This window comes from Bradyrhizobium tropiciagri (assembly GCF_018130505.1).
In the GTDB taxonomy this organism is placed as follows: Bacteria; Pseudomonadota; Alphaproteobacteria; order Rhizobiales; family Xanthobacteraceae; genus Bradyrhizobium; species Bradyrhizobium tropiciagri_B.
This window is the reverse complement of sequence record NZ_JAFCKH010000007.1, coordinates 92,867-114,216: the sequence shown is the minus strand read 5'-3', so window position 1 is coordinate 114,216 and position 21,350 is coordinate 92,867. Positions and strand designations below refer to the sequence as shown.

The following is a 21,350-nucleotide window of genomic DNA, read 5'->3' as shown; positions in this document are numbered from 1 at the left end:
TCGCATCTAACGGCGCAGCAAAAAGGGCGCCTCGCGGCGCCCTCTTCAACTCGATGCCTGCGGCAATTGCCGCAAATTTTAGTTCGCGAATTAGCGCTTCGAGAACTGGAAGGACTTGCGGGCCTTCGCCTTGCCGTACTTCTTGCGCTCGACGGTGCGGCTGTCGCGGGTCAGGAAGCCGCCCTTCTTGAGGACGCTGCGCAGCTCGGGCTCGAAGTTGGTCAGCGCCTTCGAGATGCCGTGACGGACGGCACCGGCCTGGCCGGACAGACCGCCGCCGGCGACGGTGCAGATCACGTCATACTGGCCGTTACGCGCGGCAGCGACCAGCGGCTGCTGGATCATCATGCGCAGCACCGGACGGGCGAAATAGGTCTCGAACTCGCGGGTGTTGACCGAGATCTTGCCGGCACCCGGCTTGATCCAGACGCGGGCGACGGCGTCCTTGCGCTTGCCGGTGGCGTAGGCGCGGTTGAACTTGTCGACCTTCTTGACGTACTTCGGCGCGTCGGGAGCCGCCGGCTTGACCTGCGCGAGCTGGTCGAGGGACTGCAACGTATCGGACATTATGCGGCCCTCGTGTTCTTGCGGTTCAGGGAAGCGATATCGACCTTCTCGGGGCTCTGGGCCTCATGCGGATGATCGGCACCCGGATAGACGCGCAGATTGCCCATCTGCATGCGGCCGAGCGGGCCGCGCGGGATCATGCGCTCGATCGCCTTCTCGACGACGCGCTCGGGGAAACGACCCTCGAGGATCTCCTTCGCGGTGCGCTCCTTGATGCCGCCGATGAAACCGGTGTGCTTGTAGTAGGTCTTCTGGTCGCGCTTGCGGCCGGTCAGCACCACATGCGCGGCGTTGACGATGATGACGTTGTCACCGCAATCCACATGCGGGGTGTAGGTGGGCAGGTGTTTGCCGCGCAGACGCATCGCAACGATAGTGGCAAGACGGCCGACGACCAGACCCTTGGCGTCGATCACGACCCACTTCTTCGTCACTTCGGCGGGCTTGGCCGAGAACGTGCTCATGGTGATATCCGTGAAAAAGGAAATCGGCGCCGTATGCGCCGAACTGGGCGGACTTCTAGAGAAGGTACCGGCGCACGTCAACGGCCGCGTGCGCAAATTACATCAATCAGAACAATGATTTAAAAATATGGTGTTATAGTACCAGAGAAAACATCACGCATTTGGAATGGAATAGGTCGCCGTGACATGGGCGATCGGATCGGGCGACGAGCCCGACAGCAGGTTGACCTCGCCGACCGCCAGCCGCTTGCCGAGCTTGAGCAGCTTGGCGACCGCCAGCACGTCCTGCGCGGGCTGGCCCTTGCGCAGGAAATTGATGTTGAGGTTGGTGGTGACGGCAAGGCCGACCGGCCCGATTGCCGACAGCAGCACGACATACATCGCGAAATCAGCCAGGTTCATCAAGGTTGGGCCGGATACGGTGCCGCCCGGCCGCAGCATGCGCTCGCTGAAGCGCTGGCGTAGCAGCGCGGTCTCGCCGTCGGCGCTTTCGATCCTGACGTCGTCGTAAACGAAGGCCTGCGGAAATTCCCTGCGCAGGAACTCCTCCACCTCAGCCACGCTCATTTTCGCCGTTGCCATGCCGTCCGTACCCTCGCCTCTGGTCGCCTGTTACATTAAATTGTCATCCAGACCATAATGGAATTTCGCCATGCCCGCTCAAGCCGCCCGCGCAGCAGCGCCGCACGCCCCGATCCTGCTTCGTGAAAAGGTCGGCAGTATCGCGATTCTGACGCTCAACCGCCCGGCGGTCCGCAACAGCCTGTCGGAAGCCATGATCGCCGAGCTGCATGGCGCGCTGAACGAGATCCGCGACGACGACAGCGTCCGCGGCGTCGTGCTCGCCGCCAACGGCCCGGCCTTCTCCGCCGGTCACGACATCAAGGAGCTCACCACGCGCCGCAGCGATGCCGATCGCGGCCGCGCTTACTTCGCGCACATGATGAATGCCTGCAGCGCCATGATGCAGGCCGTGGTGCATCTGCCGAAACCCGTCGTCGCGTCCGTGCAGGGCATCGCGACCGCGGCCGGCTGCCAGCTCGTTGCCAGCTGCGACCTCGCGGTCGCCTCCGAAGCTGCCAGCTTCGCGACGCCGGGCGTCGACATCGGCCTGTTCTGCTCGACCCCGATGGTGGCGCTGTCGCGCAACGTGCCGCGCAAGCAGGCGATGGAGATGCTGCTCACCGGCGAGCCGATCTCGGCCGCCACCGCCCAAAGCATCGGGCTGATCAACCGCGTGGTACCCGCCGGTACCGAGCGCGACGCCGCGCTCGCGCTGGCGCAGAAGGTCGCGCTGAAATCGGCCTACACGGTGAAGCTCGGCAAGGAAGCGTTCTACCGCCAGGCCGAGATGAACCTCGCCGACGCCTATCGCTTCGCCGCCGAGGTGATGACCGAGAACATGATGGCGCGCGACGCCGAGGAAGGCATCGGCGCCTTCATCGAGAAGCGCGAACCGAAATGGCAGGATAAATGACGACGCAGAAACTGCGTCGTCATTCCGGGGCGATGCGAAGCATCGAACCCGGAATCTCGAGATTCCGGGTTCTCGCTTCGCGAGCCCCGGAATGACAGCAAAAAAGAACAGACATGAACCACGACGCCTACGACGACAATTACATCCGCAGCATCCTCAACGGCGTGAAGTCGATCGCGATGGTCGGCGCCTCGCCGGTCAATGTGCGTCCGAGCTACTTCGCGTTCAAATATCTGGCGCAGCGCGGCTACGACATGATCCCGGTCAATCCGGGCCATGTCGGCAAGGCGCTGATGGGCAAGCCGTTCGTGGCCTCGCTCGCCGACATCGGCCGTCCGATCGACATGATCGACATCTTCCGCAATTCGAGCCACATCATGCCGGTGGTCGAGGAGGCGCTGAAGCTGTCGCCGCCGCCGAAGGTGATCTGGATGCAGCTCGGCGCGCGCGACGATGCCGCCGCGGAGAAGGCCGAGGCCGCGGGCCTCAAGGTCGTGATGAACCGCTGCCCGAAGATCGAGTATGGCCGGCTGTCGTCGGAGATCTCCTGGATGGGCGTCAACTCGCGCACGCTGAGCTCCAAGCGCGCGCCGGTGCCGACGCAGGGCATGCGGCTGTCGCTCAACCGCACCAGCTTCGGCGGCGGCCAGACTGCGGCATCCGACCGCGCCGCGAAAAACAAAACCGAGTCAACCTGACGCACCGGCGGAATATTCGTCGCGATCGCGCGATATCGGGCAGCATGCCCGTTCCAAACACGCGAGCCCTCGCCAACGCGGCTTGACGGCGGCGCGAGCTGCCATCAGCATGCCGCGCATTTTGGATCAGGCCACAACAGGACGCAGATAATGACCGATCGCCTTCCGGGATTTTCCACCCTCGCCGTGCATGCCGGTGCACAGCCTGATCCGACCACCGGCGCGCGGGCGACGCCGATCTACCAGACCACGTCCTTCGTGTTCAACGATGCCGACCACGCCGCCTCGCTGTTCGGCCTGCAGGCGTTCGGCAACATCTATACGCGGATCGGCAACCCGACCAATGCGGTGCTGGAAGAGCGCGTCGCCGCGCTGGAAGGCGGCACCGCGGCGCTCGCCGTGGCCTCCGGCCACGCGGCGCAGCTCGTCGTGCTACAGCAGCTGATGCGACCCGGCGACGAAGTTCTCGCCGCGCGAAAGCTCTATGGCGGATCGATCAACCAGTTCACCCACGCCTTCAAGGCATTCGGCTGGAACGTGGCCTGGGCCGATCCCGATGACGCCGGCAGCTTCGAGCGCGCAGTGACGCCGCACACCAAGGCGATCTTCATCGAGTCGATCGCCAACCCGGCCGGCAGCATCACCGACATCGAGGCGATCGCGGCGATCGCGCGCAATGCCGGCGTGCCGCTGATCGTCGACAACACGCTGGCCTCGCCCTATTTGATCAAGCCGATCGACCACGGAGCCGACATCGTGGTGCACTCGGCGACCAAATTCCTCGGCGGCCACGGCAATTCGCTCGGCGGCATCATCGTCGATGCCGGCACCTTCGACTGGGCCAAGGACAACAAATATCCGATGCTCAGCGAGCCGCGCCCGGAATATCACGGCATCCGGATCCAGGAGACGTTCGGCAATTTCGCTTTCGCGATCGCCTGCCGCGTGCTCGGGCTGCGCGATCTCGGACCGGCGCTGTCGCCGTTCAACGCCTTCATGATCCTGACCGGCATCGAGACGCTGCCGCTGCGCATGCAGAAGCACTGCGACAATGCCAAGGCGGTGGCGGAATTCCTGTCCACCCATCCGGCGGTCTCGGCGGTCAACTATGCCGGCCTGCCCGGTGACCGCTACAATAACCTGCAGCGCAAATATGCGCCGAAGGGCGCGGGCGCGGTGTTCACCTTCAGCCTCAAGGGCGGCTATGACGCCGGCGTCAATCTGGTGTCGAACCTGAAGCTGTTCTCGCACCTCGCCAATGTCGGCGACACCCGCTCGCTGGTGATCCACCCGGCTTCCACCACGCACAGCCAGCTCGACGATGCCGCCAAGGTGAAGTCTGGTGCGGCGCCCGACGTGGTGCGACTCTCGATCGGCATCGAGGACAAGGAAGACCTGATCGAGGACCTCGACCAGGCGCTGCGCGCCTGATCCGGTTGCCGGTTCCGGAGCGGTGCGCCGCATCGCTCCGGTGGCTTCAACTCCGTTGACTCCCACAAGGGTGCAAGGCTCTCGTTAACGCTCATTCGGGCATAAAGTGGCAGTGATAGGCTCCGGATGATTCGGGAGACCATTGATGCTGCGCTGGATATTGCCGCTCGCGATCGCGCTTGTTGCGATCCCGCCCGCCGAGGCCGCTGACGTCCCAGCCGCCGCCAAGGCCCCGCCGACCTATGCACGGGTCGGCCGCCAGCTCGTCGTGGTCGAGCCCAGGGTGGTCGTGGTTCCGCTCAACTCCGAGCCCTTCATCCCGTGGGTGCCCGGCGAGCCGCTGCTGCCCGGATCGTCGTCGCTGCCCGGCTATTACGGCAACTCGCGCTCCTACAGCTATCTCGGCCCGTATTACGGCGGCGCCTATGTCGACTATTGGGACCGCCTGCCCTACGCCTGCGGCGTCTACGGCTACTGCTAGCGCGGGACGATCGGGTGGCAAGATCGCCGCAGAAGCGCAGCACCGCACCGTCAGGGAACGCGATCACCGCCGACCTCGTCGCCGTGCTGGTCGCCGTCACCGACGGCACGCCCAAGATCATGACCATCGCCGGCGGCTCGGCGCTGCCGAGCGGCCCGTTCGAGTTCAGCCACCGCTCGCTGCAGACGGCGCTTCGCGCCTGGGTCGAGGCGCAGACCGGCCATCCGCTCGGCTATGTCGAGCAGCTCTACACCTTTGCAGACCGCGGCCGCTCCGGCGACGCCGGGACGCCGCACAGCGTCTCGATCAGCTATCTCGGCCTGACCCGCGAGGACCAGGTCGGCGCAGGTTTTGAGGCGCACTGGTCCGGCTGGTACGGCTATTTCCCGTGGGAGGACCACCGCGCCGGCGTGCCGCCGTTCCTTGCCAAGGTCATCACGCCGAAGCTGAAGGCCTGGGCGAAGTCGGCGCCGCCGCCCGCGCTGCAGCGCGAGCGCTGGCAGCGCTGCGCCATCAATTTCGGTCTCGACGACCGCGCCTGGAACGAGGAGCTGGTGCTGCAGCGCTACGAGCTGCTCTACGAGTCCGGACTGATCCCGGAAACCGGCCGCGAGCATGGCCGCGACACCGCGATCGTCCCGGGCAAGCCGATGACCGCCGACCATCGCCGCATCCTAGCCACCGGGATCGCGCGGCTGCGCGCCAAGATCAAGTACCGCCCGGTCGTGTTCGAGCTGATGCCGGCCGAGTTCACCCTGCTGCAGCTGCAACGCAGTGTTGAGGCGCTCGCAGGCCGGCTGGTCCACAAGCAGAATTTCCGCCGCCTCATCGAGCAGCAGGAACTCGTTGAAGAAACTGGCGCAATGGCCGCCGACACGGTCGGCCGCCCGGCCAAGCTGTTCCGCTTCCGTCACGCCGTGCTGGCCGAACGGGCCGTCGCCGGCACCAAGCTGCCGCTGACTCGCACTTGACAGACCTTATGCTCAGGATAAGTATAAGCCATCTTATGCTCAAGGAGAGTATAAATGGCCAGTCCAGATGCTGCACTGCTCGAGCGCACCGCGCCGCTCTATGAACGCGTCAAGCGCGTGATCCCGCCCTTCGAATGGGCGACCTTTGCCGAGGACGTCGATGCGATCCTGGCGCTGAAACGCCGCCGCAATGCGGTGGTGCTGGCGCATAATTACCAGACGCCGGAGATCTTCCACGGCGTTGCCGACATCGTCGGCGACAGCCTGCTGCTCGCGCGCGAGGCGACCAAGGTCGATGCCGACGTCATCGTGCTCGCCGGCGTGCACTTCATGGCCGAGACGGCAAAGCTGCTCAATCCGGCCAAGACCGTGCTGATCCCCGATCTAGGGGCCGGCTGCTCGCTCGCGGATTCCATCACCGCCGAGGACGTGCGGCTGATGCGCGCGCGCTATCCGGACGCGCCGGTGGTGGCCTATGTCAACACATCCACCGCGGTGAAGGCGGAGTCGGACATCTGCTGCACCTCCGGCAATGCGCTGAAGGTCGTTGAATCCCTCGGCACCGAGCGCGTGATCATGCTGCCGGACGAGTACCTGGCGCAGAACATCGCCAAGCAGACCAAGAAGAAGATCATCGCATGGAAGGGCCATTGCGAGGTGCATGAGCTGTTCACCGCCGACGACGTGCGCCAGCTGCGCGAGGCTCATCCCGATGTCACGGTGCTGGCGCATCCGGAATGCCCGCCAGAGGTTGTCGCCGCGGCCGATTATGCCGGCTCGACCGCCGGGATGCAGACCTTCGTGGAGACGAAGCGTCCGCCGCGCGTGGTGCTGCTGACCGAATGTTCGATGAGCGACAACATCGCCGCACGGAATCCGGACATCGAATTCGTCCGCCCCTGCAATCTCTGCCCGCACATGAAGCGGATCACGCTGAAGAACATCCGCCACGCGCTGGAGACCAACCAGCACGAGGTCACGATCGACCCCGAGATCGCCGATCGCGCAAGGCGCAGTGTCGAAAGGATGCTGGCGATATGAGCGCGGATGTCACTGATCTGAACGGCCGCCCCGTCATCATCGGCGGCGGCGCCGCGGGGCTGATGACCGCGCTGGAGCTTGCGCCCGAGCCGGTCGTGCTGCTGTCGAAATCGCCGCTCGGCGCCGAAGCCTCCAGCATGTGGGCGCAGGGCGGATTGGCCGCCGCGGTCGGCAATGACGACGCCCCTGCCCTGCATCTCGCCGACACGCTCGCCGCCGGCGCAGGCCTCTGCGACGAGACCGCGGCACGCCGGATTGTCGACGCGGCACCAGCGGCGGTCGAGCGTCTCGCCGGGCTCGGCGTTGCCTTCGATCGGCGAGCCGACGGCGGCTGGCGGCTTGGGCTCGAGGCTGCACATGGCCGCAACCGCATCGTGCATGCGACCGGCGACGGCACCGGGCGCGAGATCATGCGCGCGCTGATCGCAGAGGTCCGGCGCACGCCGTCGATCGCGCTGCTCGAAGGCGTCGAGGCACGGCGGCTGCTGGTCGAGGACAACGCGATCAAGGGCGTGCTGGCCGCGAATGATCGCGGCGCACTGACGATCGCCACCAACCGCGTCGTGATCGCGACCGGCGGCATCGGCGGGCTGTTCGCCGACAGCACCAATCCGGGCGGATGTTTTGGCCAGGGCCTCGCACTCGCGGCGCACGCCGGCGCAAAACTCTCCGATCTCGAATTCGTCCAGTTTCACCCCACCGCCTTCGACGGGCCATCGCGGCCGATGCCGCTGCTCACCGAAGCGATCCGCGGCGATGGCGCATGGCTGATCGACGAGACCGGACATCGCTTCATGGCCGACGAGCCCGGCGCGGAGCTCGCGCCGCGCGACATCGTCGCGCGCGCGGTGTGGCGCCACCGTGCCGCGGGACATCGCACCTTCCTCGATGCGCGCAGGCATCCGGGCGCTGATTTCGCGCAGCGCTATCCCGTGATCAGCGCATTCTGCAAGATGGCCGGGATCGATCCCGCTCATGATCCGATCCCGATCCGCCCCGCGGTCCATTACCACATGGGCGGCATCGCCGTTGATGGCGAAGGCCGCAGCAGCGTGCAGGGCCTGTGGGCCTGCGGCGAAGCCGCGCGCACCGGACTGCACGGCGCCAACCGGCTCGCCAGCAACTCGCTGATGGAAGCGATCGTCTGCGCGCAATGGGTCGCCGCAAGCATCGCCGACGCGGGCGCAGGTCCGTGCACGACAATGTGCACCGAGACCATTCTGCCGGCGGCTGATCCGTCGGCCGTGCGTCCGATCCTCACCCAGGGGCTCGGCGTGTTGCGCGACCACATCGGGGTCGCGCGCGCGATCCGCAGCCTCTATCCGCTGGCGCGCAGCGAAAGCGCGGCGTCCGATGCAGCGTTGATCGGACTCATGATCGCCGTCGCCGCGATGCGACGCGAGGAAAGCCGTGGCGGCCATTTCCGCACCGACTTTCCCGACACGGCTGCGTCAGCCGTCCCATCCTCGCTCACACGCAACGAAGCGCTCGCCGCCGCGCGCGAACTCGCCGAGTCCGTTCCATCAGTCAGGAGTGCCCTGTCATGACCCTCAATCCGTTGTTGCCGCTGCTGTATGAACCGATCGTGCAGACCGCGCTGCGCGAGGACCTCGGCCGCGCCGGCGATATCACCGCTGACGCCATCGTGCCGGCGAGCCAGCAAGCCCGCCTCGTGATGCGGGCGCGACAGCCCGGCGTGGTCGCCGGGCTCGACGTCGCGCGCTCCTCGTTCCAAATGGTCTCGCCGGCGATTGCGCTACGCGCCGAGCGGCCGGACGGCAGCGCGGTCGAGCCCGACGAGGTGATCGCGATCATCGATGGCCCTGCCCGCAGCCTGCTCACCGCGGAACGGACCGCGCTCAACTTCCTCTGCCATCTCAGTGGCGTCGCCACCGCGACTGCGACACTCGTCAAGGCCGTAGCAGGCACACGCGCCCAGATCGTCTGCACCCGCAAGACCACGCCGGGACTGCGCGCGCTGGAGAAATACGCCGTCCGCGCCGGCGGCGGCGGAAATCACCGCTTCGGCCTCGACGACGCAGTGTTGATCAAGGACAACCACATCGCGCTCGCCGGCGGCATCCGTCCCGCGATCGAGCGCGCCAAGGCCAATGTCGGCCATCTCGTGAAGGTCGAGCTCGAGGTCGACACCCTCGCCCAGCTCGAGGAAGCGCTGTCACTCGGCGTCGACGCCGTGCTGCTCGACAACATGACCATCAAGCAGCTCACGCAAGCGGTGGAGATGGCGCGCGGTAAGGCGATCACCGAGGCGTCGGGCCGCATCACTGCTGCGACCGCACCTACGATTGCCGCCACTGGCGTCGACCTGATTTCAGTCGGCTGGGTCACCCACAGCTCGGCGGCGCTCGATATCGGACTGGACTATCTGGCGTGAGGGATCAGCCGGGCTGCCCGACGGCTACCAGCGTCGGCTGATCCCGTTCGGTCCGCCGCGCGGCGAAGCGCTCGACTTGCAGCACTGCGAGCGTCAGCACAACGATCGCGACCGCCTGGTGCGTCAGCGCCAGATCGATCGGCACCTGATGCAGCAGCGTCAGGATGCCGAGCGTCGCCTGCAGCGTGATGGCCGCGACCAGCCACCAGGCGCCCGCGATCACGCCGCCGCCGGCGCGCGAGCGCACCGCATCGATCGCATGCGCGAGCGCCAGCGCGAACAACAGATACGCGGTCATGCGGTGCTCGAACTGCACCGTCAGCGTGTTGTCGAACAAATTGCGCCACCACGGTGTCTCGAACCAGAGGCGATCGGCCGACGGAATGAAGCCGCCGTCGATCTCCGGCCAGGTGTTGTAGACCCGGCCCGCGCGCAGGCCGGCGACCAGCCCGCCGAAATAGAGCTGCAGGAAGGTCAGCCCGAGCAGCACCGCGCTCGTGACCTTCAGCCTGAAAGGCGCGAGCAGCGGCGGCCGCTCGGTGAGCCGGCGCAGCGTCCAGACGATCGCGGCGAAGATCAGGAGCGCGAGCACCAGATGCGTCGCCAGCCGATACTGCGACACCTCGACGCGCTGGGTCAGGCCGGACGCCACCATCCACCAGCCGACCGCGCCCTGCAGCGCGCCGAGCCCGAAGATCACCCACAGCCGCCGCCCCAGCTCGCCGCTGACCGCGCCACGCCACAGGAAGTAGAGGAACGGCAGCAGGTAGGCAGCGCCGATGAAGCGGCCGAGCAGCCGGTGGCTCCACTCCCACCAGAAGATCGTCTTGAACTGATCGAGCGTCATCCCGGCGTTGAGCTCGCGATATTGCGGGATGGTCTTGTAGCCCTCGAAGGCCTGCGTCCACTGCGCCTCGGTCAGCGGCGGCAGCGCGCCGGTCACCGGCTTCCACTCGACGATCGACAACCCGGACTCGGTCAGCCGCGTGGCGCCGCCGACCAGCACCATCAGCGCGATCAGGCCGGCGACAAAGAGCAGCCATATCCTGACGGCGCGATGCTGCGAGGTCTTTGCGGAAATACCGGCCATTTCGCCCTGACTTGATTGGATTTTCGCGCCCCTTATAGTCCGCCCCGCCAGCGGCGCAAGCGCCGCTGAAATCACGAAATGCACAGATCCGGCTCCACGATAAAGACATGGCCATACGCACCCGCAAACTGCTCGGAACCATCTTCCTTCTGATCCTGGTCGTGGTGTGGTCGCTGCTCGGCATGACCATCGCGCAGACGCCCTGGCTCGCCAATTCGGGGCTGTTGCAGGCGATCTTCTACGTCGTCGCCGGGCTCGGCTGGGTGCTGCCGGCGATGCCGATCGTCGCCTGGATGTCGCGGCCGGACCGGGCCTAGCCCGACGCGCTCCGCGTCGGCTTCACCGGCGCAAACATCACGCCCGACAGCAGTACCCGCATCATCCGCAGCGAGCGCACGCGGCCGTCCCACGCGATGCGCGGCAGCACGTGAAGGTTGGTGCGCCCCTGCGCTTCGACAATGCCCGGGATGGTGGAGACGGCACTGGCAAAGCCGGCCTCCTCCGCCATCACGACGTGGACACGACGGAACGAGTCACGATCGCCGAACGGAAAGGCGAAATGCCTGACCGGTTGCCCGATCGCGCTCTCGACCACCGCCTGCCCCATCGCCATCTCGCGCCGGGCATCGGCATCACCGAGGTTCGACAGCGCCGGATAGTTCACGGTGGCGCTGCCAAAGGTGACGTTCGGATCGGCGGCGAGCTTCGCCAGATCGTCCCAGTCCAGCGCGGCGCCGCGCGACAGCTCCGCGACGTCGACCGAATAACGCGTGCCGAGATCGTTGACGGCATAGGACAGCTCCGCCGGCGGCAGCTTGCGCATCCAGCCGGACAGGAATTCGAACAGCTCGTATTTGTCCGCGAGCCTCGGGACGTCAAAGTGCCGCTCCCTGCCGTCGATCATCAGGCTGATACGGCCCTCGCGGGCGATCACCTGCTCGAGCACCAGCCACCAGGCCACACCGAGGCCGTCGGGAAATGCCGTCGGCAGATACAGCGTGAAGGGAACCCGGTGCCTCGCCAGCACCGGATAGGCATGGCTGACGAGGTCCTTGCCGGCGCCGTCGAAGGTCAGGCAGACGAAGCGCCGCCGCTCCGACGGCGCCGCGGCGCGGCGGCAGGCCTCGTCGATGCCGACGATGTCATAGTTCCAGCGCTTCAGGGCAGCGATGGTACGATCGAGAAAGCCTGGCGTGATCTCGCGGGCGCGCGGCGGCTGGAACCGGGCGGAGCCGGCCGGGCGGATCCGCTCGAAGCGCAGGATCGCCCCGGCCCCCTGCTGCCGCAGGCGGAACGCGCCGCTGAAATAGGCGAGCTCCATCCCCGCCCGCCGCCATAATCCATTATCCGACGCCAAAGGTCCCGCCCCCGTCCCGGCGGTTCCCGTGGACCGCCCGGCATTGTTCTTACCCTTTGTTGACGATTCCCTGCGAAGGTCGCGGCGTCGAGAACTGTAAATAATTTCCTAAAACAATCGGGTTCTGAGATGGTCATGGCTGCGGCAATTGAAGGCCAGACGGCAGGTGCGCGAACGTGGTCGAATGCAATCCGCATCGCCGGCGTCGACATTTTCCATGATCTCGCCGCGGCCGAGGCGATCTGGCGTGGCTTCGAGACACCGGGACACTCGTTCACACCCTATCAGCGCTTCGACTTCCTCGCCGCCTGGCAGCGCCAGGTGGGCGAACGCGACGGCCTGCGGCCGTTCATCGTGGTCGCCCACGACAGCGAACGGCGGCCGCTGCTGCTGCTGCCGCTGGCCATCGAGTCCCGGCTGGGCGCGCAGTGCGCGACCTTCATGGGCGGCAAGCATTCGACCTTCAACATGGCGCTCTACGACCGCGATTTCGCCGCCAATGCCACCGAGGCCGACCTCGCGGCGCTGATCACCCTGATCTCCGAACGCTCCCGCGTCGATGCGCTGGCGCTGCATCAGCAGCCGCTGCGCTGGCAGGATCTGCCGAACCCGATGGCCTTGCTGCCGCACCAGCCCTCGGTGAACGATTGCCCGGTGCTGGCGATCCCGCCGGACGCCGAGCCCGCGACCTTGGTCAGCAATTCGTTCCGCCGCCGCCTCAAGGGCAAGGAGCGCAAGCTGCAGGCGCTGCCCGGCTATCGCTATTACGTCGCCACCGAGGGCGCCGACGTCTGCCGCCTGCTCGACTGGTTCTTCCGCGTCAAGCCGCTGCGCATGGCCGAGCAGAAGCTGCCGAACGTGTTCGCCGAGCCCGGCGTCGAGCAGTTCATCCGCGCCGCCTGCCTCGCGCCGCGCGCCGACGGCAAGGGTTATGCGATCGACATCCATGCGCTGGAATGCGACGAGGAACCGATTGCGATCTTCGCCGGCGTCGCTGACGGTCATCGCTTCTCGATGATGTTCAACACCTACACGATGTCCGCCAATTCCAAATACAGCCCCGGCCTGATCCTGATGCGCGACATCATCGACCGGCATGCCGGCGATAACTATCGCGCGCTCGATCTCGGCATCGGCTCGGACGAGTACAAGCGGCTGTTCTGCAAGGATGACGAGGCGATCTTCGACAGCTTCATTCCGCTCAGCCTGCGCGGCCGGCCGGCGGCGAGCGTGCTGTCGCGGCTCAACCGCGCCAAGCGCGCGGTGAAGCAGAACCCGCATCTGCTCGAGATCGCGCAGAATCTGCGCGCGATGTTCCGCTAGACATTACCTCCGCGCGCGCGGCTTCTCCGCCATCGATTTCGCAACGTCGCGAACGCATGCGATGAAGATCTCCGCGGCAGGAGTCTGCGTGCGGTCCTTCAGCGTCACCATCGCGACCGACGTGGCCGACGCGCGCGGCAGCTTGACCGGGATCATCTTCAATCCCAGATCGCTGCCGCCGAACCACAGGATCGAGCCCGGCAGCAAGGCGACGAACCGGCCGGTCGCGGCCAGCCTGCAGCAGAGATGGATCGACAGCGTCGCGACCGGGACGCGCGGCACCCGCAACCCGCTCTCTCGGAACAGATCGGCGGCCGCGGCGCCCGGAAAGGTCTCCGGCGGCGGCAGCACCCAGGACTCGTCGGCGAGGTCAGCCAACGCCACGCCGGGTTTGCGCGCCCACCTGCTATGCCGCCCGGCGACGACGACCCGCGGATCGCCGAACAGATGTTCCACCGTCAGGTCCTCCTCGCCGAATGGCGTCGGTATCCAACCCAGCAGCAGATCGATGCTGCGCTCGCGCAGCTCGCGATAATGCGTGGTGCCAAGCACGGTCTGGACGACATGGAGACGAATGCCCGGATGCTGCCGCGAGAAGCGGTCGATCACCGCGGGCAACAGGCCCGCCGCGACGCTTTCCGAACTGCCGATGCACAACTGTCCGACGGTCGGATCGGCGAGGAATTCGAGCTCCTGCAGGCCCTGCGTCAGTTCGTCGAAGATCGCGACGCCCCGCCTGAGCAGCGCGCGGCCATAGAGCGTCGGCTCGACGCCGCCGCGCCCGCGGTCGAACAGCCGCAAGCCCAGCGCGTGCTCCATGTCCGAGACCGCACGCGACACCGCCGGCTGCGACATTGCGAGTTCGGCCGCGGCCTTCGCCATGCTGCCGCGCTGCGCGACGACGAGCAGGATATGCAGGTCGCGCAGCTTGATGCGGCGCCGGGCGCGCTCGATGTCCTGCATGCGACGTCCCCTACCAAAACGGTTATGGATCCCCACAAGACTAGCATTGGACGTTTATCCTCGCCTCACGCATCCTCCGCGTGCGCTGACGCAGATCGTCGCGCCCCGCCCGGTGTGGCCCCGAGGATCATGGAGGCAGCCCATGTTGACCCGTCGCGATGTCCTGCACGATGTCTTGGCCGCGCTGGCCTCGAGCGCCGCACTGTCCGCCGCAGGCATCACGGCGACGGCCGCCGCGCAGCCGCGCCTGAAGACCGCGCATATCCTGACCGGCTTCACCGCGGGATTGCCCGATGCCGTGGCCCGGCTGGTGGCCGGACAGATGAAGGACTATGCGGAGACGATCGTCATCGAGACCCGGCCCGGCGCCGGCGGCCGGATCGCGGCCGAGGCCGTGAAGACCGCCGAGGCCGACGGATCGGTCATGCTGCTCGCCCCGCTCGGCTTCATGGTGCTGTTTCCGCACATCTACAAGAGCCTCCCCTACGCGACGCAGGACTTCACGCCGGTTTCAACCGTCGGTTCGTTCGCGACGTTGCTGGCGGTGGGGCCGAAGGTGCCGGGCGACGTCAAGAGCCTCGCCGACTTCGTCGCCTGGTGCCGCGCCAATCCGGCGCAAGCAAGTTACGGCACGCCCGGCGCCGGCACCTCGTTGCATTTCATCGGCGCCATGCTCGGCCGCAGCGCCGGCTTCGATTATCTCCACGTGCCCTATCAGGGCCGAGCCGCGGTGCAGGATCTCATCAAGGGCGAGATCGCGTCGGCCGTGATGCCGGTCGACAGCCTCTTGGGCCAGGTCCAGTCCGGACAGCTTCGCGCCTTGGCGACGACCGGCCCACAGCGCCTTGCCTCGCTTCCCGACGTGCCGACGGTTAAGGAGGCGGGCTATCCGGCGCTGCGCGACCTGACCTGGTTCGGCGTCTTCGTGCCGGCGAAGACTCCGGCGCCGGCCGTCGAGAGGTTGAACGGTTCGATCCAGCAGGCGCTGCGGACCGACGAGGTCAAGTCCGGCATGGCCAGGCTGTCGGTCGAGGTGGACCGGTCGCGATGAACGACTTCGTCCAGCTGCTCGCTGCGGAATCCGATCGCTGGAAGGCGATCGTGCAGGCGACGGGCTTTACGCCTACCGGCTAGTCGGCGGCCGTCAGGCCGCCACCACGCGCGGACCCGGCGCCGGCTGGTGCGGCTTGCTCAGCATCGTCACGGTGCCGAAGCCGACGGCCTTGAGCTGATCGACCATCATCAGGCGCGCATCCTGCGCCATGTCGGCATCAGGCACGACGATCGCCTGCGCCTGCGCGGTCAGCAATTCGGCCGGCAGGTCGACGGCCGAGCCGGCGTCGAGCAGCACGTGGTCGTAGACCCGCAGCAGCGCGTCGATCGCCAGCGTCAGCCGCGGCGACTGCAGATGCGCGCGGTCGAAGCCCGGGCGTCCGGCGCTGACGAGTTGAACGCGCGACAGCCGGTCCTTGGTGATGATCTGCGCGAACGACGCCTCGCCCTGCATCAGCTCGGCAAGGCCGGGCGCGGCTGGATCGACCGAGGCCGCGGACAGCGCCGGCGAGGACGCGACCAGATCGACCACCACCACCTTGGCCTGGCGGGCCAGCAGGCGCGCCAGCGCCAGCGCAGTCAGCGTGACGCTCTCGCCCGCCGCGGTGCCGAGGATCGTGATCTTGTGCGCGGCAGGCTCGGCCTCGACCAGACTTGCGGCGACCTCGTCGATCTCACCGGCGGTATGCGCGGGCAGCGGCGGCGGCTCGCTGAAAACGGGCTCGGGCACGAAAGCGGCTTCCGCCGGCACTTCAGGCTGTGGCGCGAATTTCGGCGCGAGCGGCACGTCGGGATCGGGCGACAGTTTCGGCGCGACGTCGTCCTCGGTCACGCTTTCCATCACCGGCTCGCGGCGCCCAAGCACCGCGGCGGCCGGCGCGAAGGCACGACCGACGGCGCCCGGCGCAGAGATCCGCAGCAGTTCGCCGGTGACGATGATGCCCGACGACAGCAGCAAGGTCGCCAGCGTCGCGATCAGCACGATCGGCAGCTTCTTCGGATAGGCCGGCGTGTTGGAGACGGTGGCGCGCGAGATGATGCGGCCGTCGGTCGGCGCAGCCTCGATGTTTTCCCGCGCGGTCGCCTCGCGGTACTTGGCGAGATAGGCTTCCAAGAGGTCGCGCTGCGCCTTGGCCTCACGCTCCAGCGCGCGCAGCTGCACGTCCTGGCTGTTGCTCGACGAGGCCTGCTTCTTCGACTGGTCGAGGCTCGCCTGCAGCTCGTCGACACGGCCGCGCGCGAGGCGCGCGTCGTTGTCCAGCGAGCGCGAGATCTTGCCCGCCTCCTCGCGCAGCTGCCGATCGAGATCGGCGACCTGTGCCTTCAATTCCTTGATGCGCGGATGATTGTCGAGCAACGTCGAGGACTGTTCGGCGAGCTGCGCGCGGAGCGTGGCGCGCTGTTCGGCCAGCCGGCGGATCAGCTCCGAATTGAGCACTTCCGAGGCCTCGATCGGCTTGCCGCTCTGCAGCATCTCGCGGATCAGCCGCGCCTTGGTCTCGGCGTCCGCGCGCAACGCACGGGCATTGTTGAGCTGCGTGTTCAGCTCGCCCATCTGCTGGTTGGACAGCGAGGTGTTGTTGGTGCCGACGAACAGGCTCGACTTCGAACGGAAATCCTCGACCCGCGAATCCGAGTCCGCGACCTTGTTGCGCAGCTTGTCGATCTCGCCGAGCAGCCAGGTGCTGGCATTCTTGGCCTGATCCTGCCGCGCCGCCTGCTGCAGCACGAGATAGCCGTCGGCGATCGAGTTGGTGACGCGCGCGGCGAGATCCGGATCTTCCGACTGGAACTCAATCACGATTACGCGCGACTTGTCGACCGCATAGGCCTGGTAGCGCTCATAGAAGGAATCGAGCACCCGCTCTTCCGGCGTCAGGCTGAACGGATCGCGGCCGATGCCGAACAGCGCCAGCAGCGACTTCAGCGGCGAGAAGCCCTTCAGCACCGGATCGAACTCCGGACGCTCGGCGAGCTTGTTCTTCTTGATGATCTCGCGCGCGAGATCGCGCGACAGCAACAGCTGCACCTGGCTCGTCACCGCCTCGGCATCGAGCGAGGTGCGCTCCGTATCGCGCTCGCCATTCGGGCGCAGGAAGGCGTTCTCTCTGTTGTCGACCAGGATGCGCGCTTCCGACTTGTAGCGCGGCGTGACGACATTGACGGCGGCCAGCGAGAGGGTAAACACCAGCACGGTGGGGACGATGATCCAGCCGCGCTTGCGCGCCAGCGCCCGGCCGAGCGCGTGCAGATCGAGATCGCCCGCCTCCACTGCCTGCACAGGTTTCGGAGCAGGCTTCGCGGCAACCACCTTCGAGGAAACAGGCCCGGCAATGACAGGCTCGTCGGCAACGGGCGCAGACTTCGGCAACGCCCGTTGGACGACGGCCTTCTCATTGCCCCTACGCCAAAATGCAAAACGCATCATACACTCCCGCGGACGCCGCGACTCCACCTCAATGGCGGCGATTACAGTCCATTAAGGTTGCCGCCGGGTTAATCGCCCGCTGGTTGCAGGCGGAGCCTCCGCGCCGGATTTTTCGCGTCATCCTTTGTTAACCATGAGTGCCGTTAATCGACGCCGATATTTCCCGCGGGATTCCCGACATGCGCAATCTGCGCGCTCCCATTGCTTGTCTGATCGCTGCGCTCGCACTGTCGGGCTGCATGGGCCGGACCGCGCCGGTTGCGGTCGCGCCGGCTCCCGGCCTCGATTCGATGGCCTATGGGGCGCCCATCCCGATGGCCTATGCCGAGCCGCTGCCGACGGGCGGCGGCGCCTACCAACTCGGCCCCGGCGACCGGCTGCGTGTCGTGGTCTACGGCCAGGAAGGCCTCACCAACACCTATGCAATCGATGCCGCGGGCGCGATCACCCTGCCCTTGATCGGATCGGTGCCGGCGCGTGGCCGCACCCCGGCCGGGCTTGCCGGCGAGATCTCGGCGCGGCTGCGCAACGGCTACATCCGCGAGCCGTCGGTGGCGGTCGAGATCGAGTCCTATCGCCCGTTTTTCATCCTCGGCGAAGTCGCCGCCCCCGGCCAATATCCCTATGTGCCCAACATGACGGTGGAGAGTGCAGTTGCGATCGCCGGCGGCTTCTCAACGCGCGCCAAACGTGACGCCGTCACCCTCACCCACACCGACGCATCGGGGTCGGGCCGCTTCGTCGTGCCACAGGGCACGCCGATCGGTCCCGGCGACACCGTGTTCGTCAGCGAGCGCTGGTTCTGATCGATGACGCAGCAGCAGAATCAGGAACCGCCGCTCCGCATCCTGCATGTCGTCCGTGCGCCGGTCGGCGGCATCTTCCGTCACATCCTCGACGTCGCCAATGGCCAGATCGCGCGCGGCCACCACGTCGGCATCGTCGCCGACAGCCTGACCGGCGGGTCGCGGGCCGACGCCGCACTCGCCGAGATCGAGCCGCGCCTGTCGCTCGGCGTGCGCCGTGTGGCGATCCGCCGCGAGCCGCGCTTTGCCGACTTCGCGGTGTGGGCGCACATCGTGCGCCTGATCTGGCAGCTCAAACCCGACGTCGTGCACGGCCACGGCGCCAAGGCCGGCGCCTATGTCCGGATGCGGCGGCGCTCCAATAAGGTCATCCGGGTCTACACCCCGCATGGCGGCTCGCTGCACTACCCGCTCGACACGCTCAAGGGCGCCTTCTACGGCCAGCTCGAGCGCACGCTGATGAACAGCACCGACCTGTTCCTGTTCGAGAGCGCGTTCGCCCGCAACACCTATCAGCGCACCGTCGGCGTGCCGACCGCCGGCGTGGTGCATTGCGTCTTCAATGGCGTCACCGCTGAGGAATTCGAGCCGGTGCCGAGGGCCGAAGACGCCACCGACGTGGTCTATGTCGGCGAGTTCAGGCACATCAAAGGCGCCGATCTGTTGATCGACGCGGTGGCCAAGCTGCGCGCCGAAGGCAAGCCGGTGACGCTGACGCTGGGCGGCGATGGCGAGGAGACCGAGCGGCTCAAGGCCCAGGTCCAACGGCTGGCGCTGGGCGATGCCGTCCGCTTCATCGGCCACGTCAAGGCGCGCTACGGCTTCTCCAAGGGCAGCCTGCTGGTGGTTCCCTCGCGCGGCGACTCGATGCCCTATGTGGTGATCGAGGCCGCCGCCGCCGGCGTTCCGATGATTGCCGCCAATGTCGGCGGCATCCCGGAGATCTTCGACACCCACACCGACGCGCTATTCCAGCCCAGCAATGCGGCCGCGATGGCCGATGCCATCAAGGCCGCGCTCGACAATCCCGAGGCCACCGCCGCGCGGGCGCAAAAGCTGCGCGAGCGGATCTCCGAGCACTTCTCGCAGAGCGCGATGGTCGAGGGCGTACTGGCGGGTTATCGCGACGCGTTTGCCAAACGTTAACCACTCCTTACGCACGTAACCGTTTCTTCCGAATTGACCCGTTAATTCACGCGCAGGGGAATTTCGCTGCCGCGCGCGGATGCCCATCTGCATGCGCAGGAATGGACGTGGACACGTGGAACCGTTTAACGCACGCTCGATGCTGGATGCCGCTGCGTCAGCAACGGCCGGTCATCCGCAGGTCGAACGCCGCCGGCGCCTGTCGCCGGCCGCGCTCGCCGTCACCAATCAGAAGGTCCGCGGCGCCTATTCGCCGGTCGTGATCGCCGGCGCGGTGCGGGTCGCCGATTTCGTGCTGCTCAGCCTGGTCGGCGTCGGCCTCTATCTTGGCTACGTCAAGCCGCTCTCCGGTTTCTTCTCCTGGGGGTACGTCACAGCGATCCTCGGCATGGCCCTTGCCGCCGTGATCTGCTTCCAGGCCGCCGACATCTACCAGGTGCAGATTTTCCGCGGCCAGCTCCGCCAGATGACGCGGATGATCTCGTCATGGACCTTCGTGTTCCTGCTGTTCATCAGCGTGTCCTTCCTCGTCAAGCTCGGCGGCGAGGTGTCGCGCGTCTGGCTGTCGTCGTTTTTCTTCGTCGGCCTCGCGCTGTTGATCATGCAACGGCTGCTGCTCCGCTCGATGGTGCGGGCCTGGGCGCATGACGGCCGGCTCGATCGCCGCACCATCATCGTCGGCGCCGACCAGAACGGCGAGAACCTGATCGAGGCGCTGAAGGCCGAGGACGATACCGATATCCACGTGCTCGGCGTGTTCGACGACCGCAATGACGCCCGCGCCATGGACACCTGCGCCGGCTCCCCGAAGCTCGGCAAGGTCGACGACATCGTCGAATTCGCCCGCCGCACCCGCGTCGATCTCGTCCTGTTCGCGCTGCCGATCTCGGCAGAGACCCGCATCCTGGAGATGCTGAAGAAGCTGTGGGTGCTGCCGGTCGACATCCGCCTGTCGGCGCACACCAACAAGCTGCGCTTCCGTCCCCGCTCCTACTCCTATCTCGGCAAGGTGCCGACGCTCGACGTGTTCGAGGCGCCGATCACCGATTGGGACCTGGTAATGAAATGGCTGTTCGACCGCATCGCCGGCGGCCTGATCCTGCTCGCGGCGCTGCCGGTAATGGGACTGGTGGCGCTCGCGGTCAAGCTCGACAGTCCCGGGCCGGTGCTGTTCCGCCAGAAGCGCTTCGGCTTCAACAATGAGCGCATCGACGTCTACAAGTTCCGCTCGCTGCACCACCATCAGGCCGATCCCACCGCCTCCAAGGTCGTGACCAAGAACGACCCGCGCGTCACCCGGGTCGGCCGCTTCATCCGCAAGAGCTCGCTCGACGAGCTGCCGCAGCTGTTCAACGTCGTGCTGAAGGGCAACCTCTCGCTGGTCGGGCCGCGCCCGCATGCGGTGCAGAGCAAGTTGCAGAACCAGTTGTTCGACGAGGCCGTCGACGGCTACTTCGCTCGCCACCGCGTCAAGCCCGGCATCACCGGCTGGGCCCAGGTCAACGGCTGGCGCGGCGAGGTCGACACCGACGAGAAGATCCAGAAGCGGGTCGAATACGATCTCTATTACATCGAGAACTGGTCGGTGCTGTTCGACCTCTACATTCTCCTGAAGACACCGTTCTCGCTGCTGACCAAGAACGAGAACGCCTACTGAGA

The 21,350-nt window shown here is 66.7% G+C and carries 21 protein-coding genes; 14 read left to right on the top strand and 7 right to left on the bottom strand.

Annotated features, from left to right (window positions below; genetic code table 11):
• Positions 1-90 precede the first annotated feature (90 nt).
• From rpsI to JQ633_RS18795, 3 genes are all read right to left on the bottom strand, one after another.
• Positions 91-567: a 30S ribosomal protein S9 gene (rpsI, locus tag JQ633_RS18805; protein WP_211986552.1), complete on the bottom strand. Its 477-nt coding sequence runs from the start codon at positions 565-567 to the stop codon at positions 91-93.
• Positions 567-1,031, bottom strand: coding sequence for a 50S ribosomal protein L13 (gene rplM, locus JQ633_RS18800; RefSeq protein WP_211986551.1), 465 nt, complete (start codon positions 1,029-1,031; stop codon positions 567-569). The genes rpsI and rplM overlap by 1 nt, the downstream gene beginning before the upstream one ends.
• Before the next feature lie 153 nt (positions 1,032-1,184).
• Positions 1,185-1,613, bottom strand: a complete 429-nt coding sequence (locus JQ633_RS18795) for a PaaI family thioesterase (protein ID WP_211986550.1) — start codon at positions 1,611-1,613, stop codon at positions 1,185-1,187.
• 70 nt (positions 1,614-1,683) lie between these two features.
• On the opposite strand from JQ633_RS18795, the gene JQ633_RS18790 reads away from it, so the two are divergent.
• The 8 genes from JQ633_RS18790 to nadC all read left to right on the top strand — a co-directional run bounded on the left by JQ633_RS18790 (position 1,684) and on the right by nadC (position 9,525).
• Complete coding sequence (locus tag JQ633_RS18790; protein ID WP_211986549.1) at positions 1,684-2,508, top strand: enoyl-CoA hydratase; 825 nt, start codon at positions 1,684-1,686, stop codon at positions 2,506-2,508.
• Between the two features lie 113 nt (positions 2,509-2,621).
• A complete protein-coding gene (locus JQ633_RS18785) occupies positions 2,622-3,206 on the top strand; it encodes a CoA-binding protein (RefSeq protein WP_211986548.1) in 585 nt (194 codons plus the stop codon).
• A 150-nt stretch (positions 3,207-3,356) separates the two neighbouring features.
• Entirely contained in the window at positions 3,357-4,637 is a 1,281-nt protein-coding gene (locus JQ633_RS18780; protein ID WP_211986547.1) for an O-acetylhomoserine aminocarboxypropyltransferase, read from the top strand.
• A gap of 145 nt (positions 4,638-4,782) precedes the next feature.
• Positions 4,783-5,118 carry a hypothetical protein gene (locus tag JQ633_RS18775; protein WP_211986546.1) on the top strand — a complete coding sequence of 112 codons (336 nt, stop codon included), beginning with the start codon at positions 4,783-4,785 and terminating at the stop codon, positions 5,116-5,118.
• Between the two features lie 14 nt (positions 5,119-5,132).
• Positions 5,133-6,089: an NUDIX hydrolase gene (locus JQ633_RS18770; protein WP_211986545.1), complete on the top strand. Its 957-nt coding sequence runs from the start codon at positions 5,133-5,135 to the stop codon at positions 6,087-6,089.
• A gap of 54 nt (positions 6,090-6,143) precedes the next feature.
• A complete protein-coding gene (nadA, locus tag JQ633_RS18765) occupies positions 6,144-7,130 on the top strand; it encodes a quinolinate synthase NadA (RefSeq protein ID WP_211986544.1) in 987 nt (328 codons plus the stop codon).
• Positions 7,127-8,677, top strand: coding sequence for an L-aspartate oxidase (locus tag JQ633_RS18760; RefSeq protein WP_211986543.1), 1,551 nt, complete (start codon positions 7,127-7,129; stop codon positions 8,675-8,677). The genes nadA and JQ633_RS18760 overlap by 4 nt, the downstream gene beginning before the upstream one ends.
• The gene (nadC, locus tag JQ633_RS18755) at positions 8,674-9,525 is read left to right on the top strand and encodes a carboxylating nicotinate-nucleotide diphosphorylase (protein ID WP_211986542.1); all 852 of its coding nucleotides are present in this window, start codon (positions 8,674-8,676) and stop codon (positions 9,523-9,525) included. Before JQ633_RS18760 ends, nadC begins: the two co-directional genes overlap by 4 nt.
• Positions 9,526-9,529: 4 nt before the next feature.
• On the opposite strand, the gene JQ633_RS18750 is transcribed toward nadC, so the two are convergent.
• A complete protein-coding gene (locus JQ633_RS18750) occupies positions 9,530-10,615 on the bottom strand; it encodes a COX15/CtaA family protein (protein WP_211986541.1) in 1,086 nt (361 codons plus the stop codon).
• Positions 10,616-10,722: 107 nt separating this feature from the next.
• Here JQ633_RS18750 and JQ633_RS18745 point away from each other — a divergent pair, with 107 nt between their 5' ends.
• Positions 10,723-10,932, top strand: a complete 210-nt coding sequence (locus JQ633_RS18745; RefSeq protein ID WP_211986540.1) for a DUF2842 domain-containing protein — start codon at positions 10,723-10,725, stop codon at positions 10,930-10,932.
• Here the strand turns inward: JQ633_RS18745 and JQ633_RS18740 are convergent.
• Positions 10,929-11,936: a polysaccharide deacetylase family protein gene (locus tag JQ633_RS18740; protein WP_211986539.1), complete on the bottom strand. Its 1,008-nt coding sequence runs from the start codon at positions 11,934-11,936 to the stop codon at positions 10,929-10,931. The two genes, JQ633_RS18745 and JQ633_RS18740, sit on opposite strands and share 4 nt — an antisense overlap.
• Positions 11,937-12,101: 165 nt before the next feature.
• Here JQ633_RS18740 and JQ633_RS18735 point away from each other — a divergent pair, with 165 nt between their 5' ends.
• Positions 12,102-13,295 carry a GNAT family N-acetyltransferase gene (locus JQ633_RS18735; RefSeq protein WP_211986538.1) on the top strand — a complete coding sequence of 398 codons (1,194 nt, stop codon included), beginning with the start codon at positions 12,102-12,104 and terminating at the stop codon, positions 13,293-13,295.
• 3 nt (positions 13,296-13,298) lie between these two features.
• On the opposite strand, the gene JQ633_RS18730 is transcribed toward JQ633_RS18735, so the two are convergent.
• The gene (locus JQ633_RS18730; RefSeq protein WP_211986537.1) at positions 13,299-14,258 is read right to left on the bottom strand and encodes a LysR family transcriptional regulator; all 960 of its coding nucleotides are present in this window, start codon (positions 14,256-14,258) and stop codon (positions 13,299-13,301) included.
• Between the two features lie 142 nt (positions 14,259-14,400).
• On the opposite strand from JQ633_RS18730, the gene JQ633_RS18725 reads away from it, so the two are divergent.
• Complete coding sequence (locus JQ633_RS18725) at positions 14,401-15,309, top strand: tripartite tricarboxylate transporter substrate-binding protein (protein ID WP_249159477.1); 909 nt, start codon at positions 14,401-14,403, stop codon at positions 15,307-15,309.
• Between the two features lie 93 nt (positions 15,310-15,402).
• On the opposite strand, the gene JQ633_RS18720 is transcribed toward JQ633_RS18725, so the two are convergent.
• Complete coding sequence (locus JQ633_RS18720) at positions 15,403-17,736, bottom strand: GumC family protein (protein ID WP_211986536.1); 2,334 nt, start codon at positions 17,734-17,736, stop codon at positions 15,403-15,405.
• Between the two features lie 182 nt (positions 17,737-17,918).
• Here JQ633_RS18720 and JQ633_RS18715 point away from each other — a divergent pair, with 182 nt between their 5' ends.
• From JQ633_RS18715 to JQ633_RS18705, 3 genes are all read left to right on the top strand, one after another.
• Positions 17,919-18,545, top strand: a complete 627-nt coding sequence (locus JQ633_RS18715) for a polysaccharide biosynthesis/export family protein (RefSeq protein WP_211986535.1) — start codon at positions 17,919-17,921, stop codon at positions 18,543-18,545.
• Positions 18,546-18,548: 3 nt separating this feature from the next.
• A complete protein-coding gene (locus JQ633_RS18710) occupies positions 18,549-19,691 on the top strand; it encodes a glycosyltransferase (RefSeq protein WP_211986534.1) in 1,143 nt (380 codons plus the stop codon).
• Positions 19,692-19,806: 115 nt separating this feature from the next.
• Complete coding sequence (locus tag JQ633_RS18705; protein ID WP_211986533.1) at positions 19,807-21,348, top strand: undecaprenyl-phosphate glucose phosphotransferase; 1,542 nt, start codon at positions 19,807-19,809, stop codon at positions 21,346-21,348.
• Positions 21,349-21,350: the final 2 nt, after the last annotated feature.